7 protein-coding genes are annotated in these 7082 nt (G+C 74.6%); 4 read left to right on the top strand and 3 right to left on the bottom strand.

Annotation, left to right across the window (positions count from 1 at the left end; all coding sequences use genetic code 11):
* Positions 1 to 6: 6 nt before the first annotated feature.
* The 3 genes from GV126_RS25840 to GV126_RS25850 form a co-directional block, all read right to left on the bottom strand.
* Positions 7 to 1098, bottom strand: coding sequence for a hypothetical protein (locus tag GV126_RS25840; protein ID WP_159671265.1), 1092 nt, complete (start codon positions 1096 to 1098; stop codon positions 7 to 9).
* Between the two features lie 195 nt (positions 1099 to 1293).
* Positions 1294 to 1734: an SRPBCC family protein gene (locus GV126_RS25845; protein WP_159671268.1), complete on the bottom strand. Its 441-nt coding sequence runs from the start codon at positions 1732 to 1734 to the stop codon at positions 1294 to 1296.
* An 88-nt stretch (positions 1735 to 1822) separates the two neighbouring features.
* Positions 1823 to 2587 (bottom strand): polysaccharide deacetylase family protein, encoded by a 765-nt coding sequence (locus GV126_RS25850; RefSeq protein WP_159674095.1) that lies wholly within the window; start codon positions 2585 to 2587, stop codon positions 1823 to 1825.
* 178 nt (positions 2588 to 2765) lie between these two features.
* Between GV126_RS25850 and GV126_RS25855 the strand changes: the two genes are divergently transcribed.
* The 4 genes from GV126_RS25855 to GV126_RS25870 all read left to right on the top strand — a co-directional run.
* Positions 2766 to 3728: a UDP-glucuronic acid decarboxylase family protein gene (locus tag GV126_RS25855; RefSeq protein ID WP_159671271.1), complete on the top strand. Its 963-nt coding sequence runs from the start codon at positions 2766 to 2768 to the stop codon at positions 3726 to 3728.
* Positions 3729 to 3962: 234 nt separating this feature from the next.
* Positions 3963 to 5600: a carbamoyltransferase family protein gene (locus GV126_RS25860; protein WP_159671274.1), complete on the top strand. Its 1638-nt coding sequence runs from the start codon at positions 3963 to 3965 to the stop codon at positions 5598 to 5600.
* Positions 5597 to 6652 (top strand): glycosyltransferase family 2 protein, encoded by a 1056-nt coding sequence (locus tag GV126_RS25865; RefSeq protein WP_159671277.1) that lies wholly within the window; start codon positions 5597 to 5599, stop codon positions 6650 to 6652. Before GV126_RS25860 ends, GV126_RS25865 begins: the two co-directional genes overlap by 4 nt.
* A partial coding sequence (locus GV126_RS25870; protein ID WP_201299875.1) for a D-glycero-alpha-D-manno-heptose-1,7-bisphosphate 7-phosphatase occupies positions 6649 to 7082 on the top strand: 434 nt, incomplete at its 3' end. The genes GV126_RS25865 and GV126_RS25870, both read left to right, overlap by 4 nt.

The raw sequence follows: 7082 nt of genomic DNA on the forward strand, positions 1-7082 counted from the left end.
CACGGCCTAGGACCGGGTGGCGGTCGTGCAGCCGCCGTTCTTGGACGTCGTGCCGCCGCTGCGGGCGACCGGCTTGCTGCGATCGTAGGGGTCGATCCGGTGGGAGGCGTCGACGCGCTGCTCGTCGGCCGCGCCGAAGGGCGGTACGAAGTAGCCGGTGGGGGCCGAGCACCCGCCGTTGGTCATGTCGAGCGTGTAGGAGACGAGGGACAGCGTGTCCGGCTCGGTGATGACCTTGGCCGGGTCGTCCCAGCTCATCACGACCTCGCGCCGCACGATCGTGCGGATCACCTCGCCGTCCGGTCCGCTGTCGCCGGTCGCCGGGGTGACCGGGTACACGAACGTGACGTCCGCCGTCACCTCGACCGCTCCCCGCTCGCCCTCCCGGTAGGTGAGCCGGCCGCGGGTCTTGACCACGTCGCCGACCAGCCGGGCCTGCTCCGGCCGGAAGCGGCTGAACAGCAGCAGCGGGTCGGTCTCGGGCGTGGGCGCCGAGGACGACAGGGCGGCGCGGAGGTACTCCTGGACGTCCCTTTGGTGCGGATTGAGCAGCGCGATCGCCTTCGTGGGCCGCTCACCGCGCAGCACGCGGGGGTCGAGCCCCGAGTCCACCATGAACTCCTTGCTGCGCCGCAGCGCCCGCGCGACCTGGGCGGCGTCCATCCAGCCGGTCGCCTCGGCCCGGGGCACCGTGATCCCGGCCGCCCCGTCGGCCCAGTGGGCGGCGGGCGACCCCCGGAAGGGCTCGGCAAGGGTGGCGCGCAGGGCCGGCTCGGCGCCGGGGGCCTCACCGGGGCGCTCGGTCTCCGCGGCCAGGGGCTTGTCGGCCTGCCCGGCGTCACCGCCGAACCAGCCGGCGACCCGGTGCGGGAACACCGCCACGGCCAGCAGCGCCAGGGCCGCCACCAGCCCGGTCACGTACCGGCCCGTCCTGCGCCGGGGCCGGGCCGGTGTGCGGGGGCGCCACCCCTCCTGCTGCTCAGGGTGCTCCGCGAGCCGCCGCTGCACCGCGCGGGCGCGGGCGGACGGTTCCACGGGGGCGTCGGCCGTACCCGCCACCGACTCCCGGAGGAACCGCTCCCACTCTTCGTCCGACACGGACGACCCGTCCTGCCCCCCGGCCCTGCTCATGCCGCACCCCCTGCTCCTCGCCCGCTGCCCGATGACCCGGTCGACCGATCGGCTGTGCCCCCGTCCCTCGCACAGCCGAGTGGCATGATCGCACGAACGAACGGCCGACCCGGCGGTGCGGCGGGTGGAGCGGGCGCCTGCGCGACCTCGGCGCCCCCGCGCTCAGGGTGTGCGCAGCAGCCGGTTGAGCGCCCGGCCGAACACCGCTCGCGCCGCGCGGTGCAGGAGCGGATCGCACAGCGACGGCAGGAAACGCACCCGCAGTTCCTCGTGCCACTGCACGCGCGCGCGACCGCCGGGACCGGGCCGTACCTCCAGCTCCGCCCAACCCAGCACCACCCGGCCCCGTTTCTCCAGCCGGCACAGGCCCGGTTCGCCGTCGGCCGGCGGGCGCCAGACGGTCACCTCCATCGGGTCGCCGAACCGCAGCGGCCCGATCCCGGTGCGGGCGACGAACCGCGTGCCCTCGCCGGTCGGTCCGGGGGTGACCACGGTGATCCGGGTCAGCGGCACGGCGTCGGCGTGACGCTCCCACCGGGTGAGCCGCCGCCAGGCCTCGTCGAGGGGGAGCGGTGCCGTACGTGCGAGAAGGAAGTCGACCACGGGATGATCGTAAGCACCGGGGGCCCGGCGGCGACCCGTTCCTGCACAGGTCACCCCCGCGCGGTCGCGCCCCGCGCCGATCGGCCGATTAACGGTAGACCTTGCCGGGCTCCGGCTTGCCCGGGGCGAGCAGCTGGGGCACCGTCACGAAGCTGTAGCCGCGCTCCTTGAGCGCGTCGATGATGCCGGGGACGGCCGGGACCGTGCCCGGGTAGATGTCGTGCAGCAGGATGATGCCGTCGCGGGAGACCTGGTCGAGGACGCGCTTGGTGATGAGCGCGGAGTCGTTCGTGGTGTAGTCCTTGGCGGTCACGCTCCACAGGACCTCCGCCATCCCCATCTCCTTGGAGATCTTGTGCACCGTGTCGTCGGTCCGGCCCTGCGGCGGGCGCATCAGGGTCGGCCTGCGGCCGGTCAGGCGCTCGATGGCCGCGTTGGGGCGGCTCAGTTCCTCGCGTATCTGCGCGTCGGATATCTTCGTCAGGATCTTGTGGTCCCAGGTGTGGCTGGCCACCTCGTGGCCCTCCGCCGCCATCCGCTCGACCAGGTCCGGGTACTTCTCGATGTGCCGCGCGCCGAGCAGGAAGAACGTCGCCGGGACCTGCTTCTCCTTGAGGATGTCCAGCAGCCGCGGGGAGTTCTCGCTCGGCCCGGCGTCGAAGGTCAGCGCCACGCACTTGGCCCGACGGCAGTCCACCGTGCCGAAGGCGGCCGGCGCGCCCGCCGCGGCGTGGCCGCGGGCCTGGCTCGGCGAGGTGGCGTCGATGCGCGTGCAGCCGCCCAGCGCCAGCGTCAGGCCGAGCGCGGCGGCCAGTGCGGCGATCCCGTGGAACGCCGTCCCCGTTTTCTTCATCTTCTCGGTCGCAGAAGGCATGCCGGGACTATATACGGCGTGTATAGACGCAGTGTATAGACGTATCGAATATGTGATCTACGCACGCACGATCGATACATCGGGGCTTATGTGTGCCGCCCGGGCGCCGGGTTACTCAAGCCGACACGCAAGTGAAGGCGAGAGGGAGGAGAGCCCCGTGAGCGGACGCATCTGGCGCCGGGCCCTGGTCACCGGCGGAGCCGGCTTCGTGGGATCCCATCTGTGCGCCCGGCTGCTCGAAGCCGGCACCGCCGTCGTCTGCCTGGACAACCTGTCCACCGGCACCCACGCCAACATCGCCGACCTGGAACGACGGCGCGGCTTCCGTTTCGTCCGCGCCGACGCCACCGACCCCGACGCGCTGCGCCACCTGTCCGGCCGCTTCGACCTGGTGCTGCACTTCGCCTGCCCCGCCTCGCCCGCCGACTACCTGCGCCTGCCCCTGGAAACCCTCGACGTCGGCAGCACCGGCACCCGCAACGCCCTGGAGCGCGCCCACGCCGACGGCGCCCGCTTCCTGCTCGCCTCCACCTCCGAGGTCTACGGCGACCCCTTGGAGCACCCGCAGCGCGAGACCTACTGGGGCAACGTCAACCCCGTGGGCCCGCGCAGCGTCTACGACGAGTCCAAGCGGTTCGCCGAGGCCCTGGTCACCGCGCACCGCGGGGTCCACGGCACCGACACCGCCATCGTGCGCATCTTCAACACCTACGGCCCCCGGATGCGCACCGGCGACGGCCGTGCCGTGCCCACCTTCATCGCCCAGGCCCTGGACGGCGCGCCGCTCACCGTCGCCGGGGACGGCAGCCAGACCCGGTCCCTGTGCTACGTCGACGACACGGTCGACGGCATCCTCGCCCTGGCCGCCTCCGGGGAGACCGGCCCGGTGAACATCGGCGGCGACGACGAGATCACCATGCTGGAGCTGGCCCGCCGCATCGTGGAGCTGACCGGATCCACCTCCCGGATCCGGTTCGTCGACCGGCCCGTGGACGACCCCGGCCGGCGCCGCCCCGACACCCGGCTCGCGCGGGAGCGGCTGGGCTGGAGCCCGCGCGTGGACTGGACCGAGGGGCTGCGCCACACCATCGGCTGGTTCGCCCGGGCGGTGGCCGCCTGAGCGCGGCGGGACAGCCGCGCGGACGGTAGACCCCGGTGTCCTGAACCCTACTGCGCCCTCCTGACCAGGCACCGTCACGAACGGTCACCATATGTGGGCATGCAGTGAAAAATCAGCTTTTGGTGCGGACAGTTGTCTTCACGTGTTTGAGACAGCTGCAGCGCGGCACCCAGATGCCCGAAGTGCCCCACCGGCCCCACTCGCCGGGCCACCGCCGAACGGGACGGAGCCCCCATGCGCATCCTTGGTATCAACGCCCTGTTCCACGACCCCGCCGCCGCCCTCGTCGTCGACGGCCGCACGGTCGCGGCCGGCGAGGAGGAGCGCTTCAGCCGCCGCAAGCACGGCAAGCGCCCGGTGCCGTTCTCCGCGTGGGAGCTGCCGGAACTCTCCGCCCGCTGGTGCCTGGAGCACGCGGGCATCAGCCCGGCCGAGCTGGCCGCCGTCCCCTACCCCTTCGCCCCGGCGCTGGCCCGCCCGGCCTCCGAGATGGGCCTGTTCGACCCGTGGGACCCGCTGCGCCTGGAGTACGCCCGGCGCGCCCCCGAGTTCCTCGCCGAGGCACTGCCCGGCCTGGACCCCGCCAAGGTCGTCTTCGTCCCGCACCACGTCGCCCACGCCGCCTCCGCCGGGCCCGCCTCCCCCCATCCCGACAGCGCCGTCCTGGTCCTGGACGGCCGCGGTGAGGCCGCCTCCCACCTCGCGGGCCGCTTCCACGACGGCAAGCTCGACACCCTCGCCGCACAGGCGCTGCCCCACTCCCTCGGCCTGGTCTACGAGGAACTCACCGAGCACCTGGGCTTCCTGCGCAGCAGCGACGAGTACAAGGTCATGGCGCTCGCCTCCTACGGCAAGCCCCGCTTCCTGGACCGGCTGCGCCCGTACGTGCACGCCACCGGCGACGGCGGCTTCCGCGCCCACGGCGTGGACTGGGCCGCGCTCGCCCCGCCGCGCGCCAAGGGCGAGCCGTGGACCCAGGAGCACGCCGACCTCGCCGCCAGCTGCCAGGCCGTCCTGGAGGAGGTCCTGCTGGAACTCGTCCACTGGCTGCACCGCGAGGCCGGCGGCGAGGCGCTGACCCTGGCCGGCGGCGTCGCCCTCAACTGCGTCGCCAATTCCAAGATCGCCGCGAAGGGCCCGTACCGGCACGTGTGGGTGCAGCCCGCCGCGGGCGACGCCGGCACCGCGCTCGGCGGCGCCCTGTACCTGACCGCGAGCGAGGGCGCCGTCCCCGAGCCGATGCCGGGCGCCGACCTCGGCCGCGGCTGGAGCGACGAGGAGCTGCGGCACTGGCTGGAGGAGGCCGCGGTGCCCTACGAGCGGCCCGACGACATCGCCGAGACCGTCGCCGAGGAACTGGCCCGCGACGGCGTCGTCGCCTGGTTCCAGGGCCGCAGCGAGTACGGGCCGCGCGCCCTCGGCCACCGTTCCCTGCTCGCCCACCCCGGCCGCGCCGAGAACCTGGAACGCCTCAACCGGGTCAAGGGCCGCGAGGAGTTCCGGCCGGTGGCGCCCATGGTGCTGGCCGACCGCGCCCACGAACTGTTCCAAGGGCCGCTGCCCAGCCCGTACATGCTGTTCGTGCACGACGTCCACCGCGACTGGCGCGAGCGGATCCCCGCCGTCGTGCACGTCGACGGCACCGCCCGCATCCAGACCGTCGACGAGGGCCGGGAGCCCCTGGTCGCGCGCATGCTGCGCGGCTTCGAGCGGCGCACCGGACTGCCCGTCGTCGTCAACACCAGCCTCAACACCGCCGGCCGGCCCATGGTCGACGACCCGCGCGACGCCCTGGAGTGCTTCGGCTCCGCGCCCGTCGACCTGCTCGCGATCGGCCCCTACGCGGTGCGCAGGGGGAGGGCGTACGCATGAACCGCACCGACCGCGACCGCCGCGCGCCCGGCCCGCCCGACACCTCGGCCACCGGCCCGGCCTACGCCGTCGTGATCCCCACGCTCGCGCGGGACACGCTCGCCGACTGCCTGGCCGCGCTCGCCGCCGCGCACGGCCCCCGGCCGGAGGAGATCGTGCTGGTCGACGACCGGCCCGACCCCGAACCGCGGGACCTGGAGCACGCGTTGAGCGTGCTCGGCGACCTGCGGGCCCGCACCACCGTCCTCACCAGCGGCGGCCGGGGCCCCGCCGCCGCCCGCAACACCGGGCTGCGCGCGGTCACCACGCCCTGGGTGGCCTTCCTCGACGACGACGTCCAGGTCGGCCCGCACTGGTGCGACCAGCTCGCCCAGGACCTCGCCGAGGCGACCCCCGACACCGCCGCCGTGCAGGGCGTCATCGCCGTCCCCCTGCCCGGCGAACGCCGCCCCACCGACTGGGAACGGGGCACCGCCGGGCTCGCCCAGGCCCGCTGGATCACCGCCGACATGGCCTACCGCACCGACGCGCTCAAGCAGGTCGCCGGGTTCGACGAACGCTTCCGGCGCGCCTTCCGCGAGGACGCCGACCTGGCGCTGCGCGTCCTGGACGCCGGCTGGCGCATCCGCCAGGGCCGCCGCACCACCCGCCACCCCGTCCGCCCCGCCGACCGCTGGGTGTCGCTGCGCGCCCAGCGCGGCAACGCCGACGACGCGCTGATGCTGCGTCTGCACGGCCCCGACTGGTGGCACAAGGCGTTCGCCCCGCGCGGCCGCATCCGCGCCCACCTCGCCGTCACGGCCGCCGGCGTCGCGGCCGTCGCGCTGGCCGCGGCCCGCCGGCCCCGGCCCGCCGCGCTCGCCGGACTCGGCTGGGCCGCGGGCACCGCGGAGTTCGCCTGGGCGCGCATCGCCCCCGGGCCGCGCACCCGGCACGAGGTCACCACCATGATCGCCACCAGTGTGCTCATCCCGCCCGCCGCCACCTGGCACTGGCTCAGCGGCCGGTGGCGCCACCGGGCCGCCCCCGCCTGGCAGGAGGTGGCGCCGTGAACCGGATCAAGGCGGTGCTGTTCGACCGCGACGGCACCCTCGTGGAGGACGTCCCCTACAACGGCGACCCCGAGCGGGTCCGCCCGGTCCAAGGCGCCCGCGAGGCGGTACGGCTGCTGCGGGAGAGGGGGATCGGCACCGGCGTGGTCACCAACCAGTCCGGGGTGGCGCGCGGACTGATCGGCACGGCCGACGTGCGCCGCGTCAACGAGCGCATCGACGACCTGCTGGGCCCCTTCGACGTGTGGGCGGTGTGCCCGCACGGACCCGACGACGGCTGCCACTGCCGCAAGCCGCAGCCCGGCCTGATCCTGTGGGCGGCGGGCCGGCTGTGCACGGCGCCCCGGGACATCGTGGTGATCGGCGACATCGGCGCCGACGTCGAGGCCGCCCGCCGGGCCGGCGCCCAGGGCATCCTGGTGCCCACCCC

The sequence above is a fragment of the Streptomyces mexicanus genome (assembly GCF_902506575.1).
Lineage (GTDB): Bacteria > Actinomycetota > Actinomycetes > Streptomycetales > Streptomycetaceae > Streptomyces > Streptomyces mexicanus.

Excerpts from the sequence above, each read along its gene's own strand:
- GV126_RS25850 (WP_159674095.1), bottom strand. The coding sequence starts at position 2,587 with ATGAAGAAAACGGGGACGGCGTTCCACGGGATCGCCGCACTGGCCGCC.
- GV126_RS25865 (WP_159671277.1), top strand. The coding sequence starts at position 5,597 with ATGAACCGCACCGACCGCGACCGCCGCGCGCCCGGCCCGCCCGACACC.
- GV126_RS25860 (WP_159671274.1), top strand. The coding sequence starts at position 3,963 with ATGCGCATCCTTGGTATCAACGCCCTGTTCCACGACCCCGCCGCCGCC.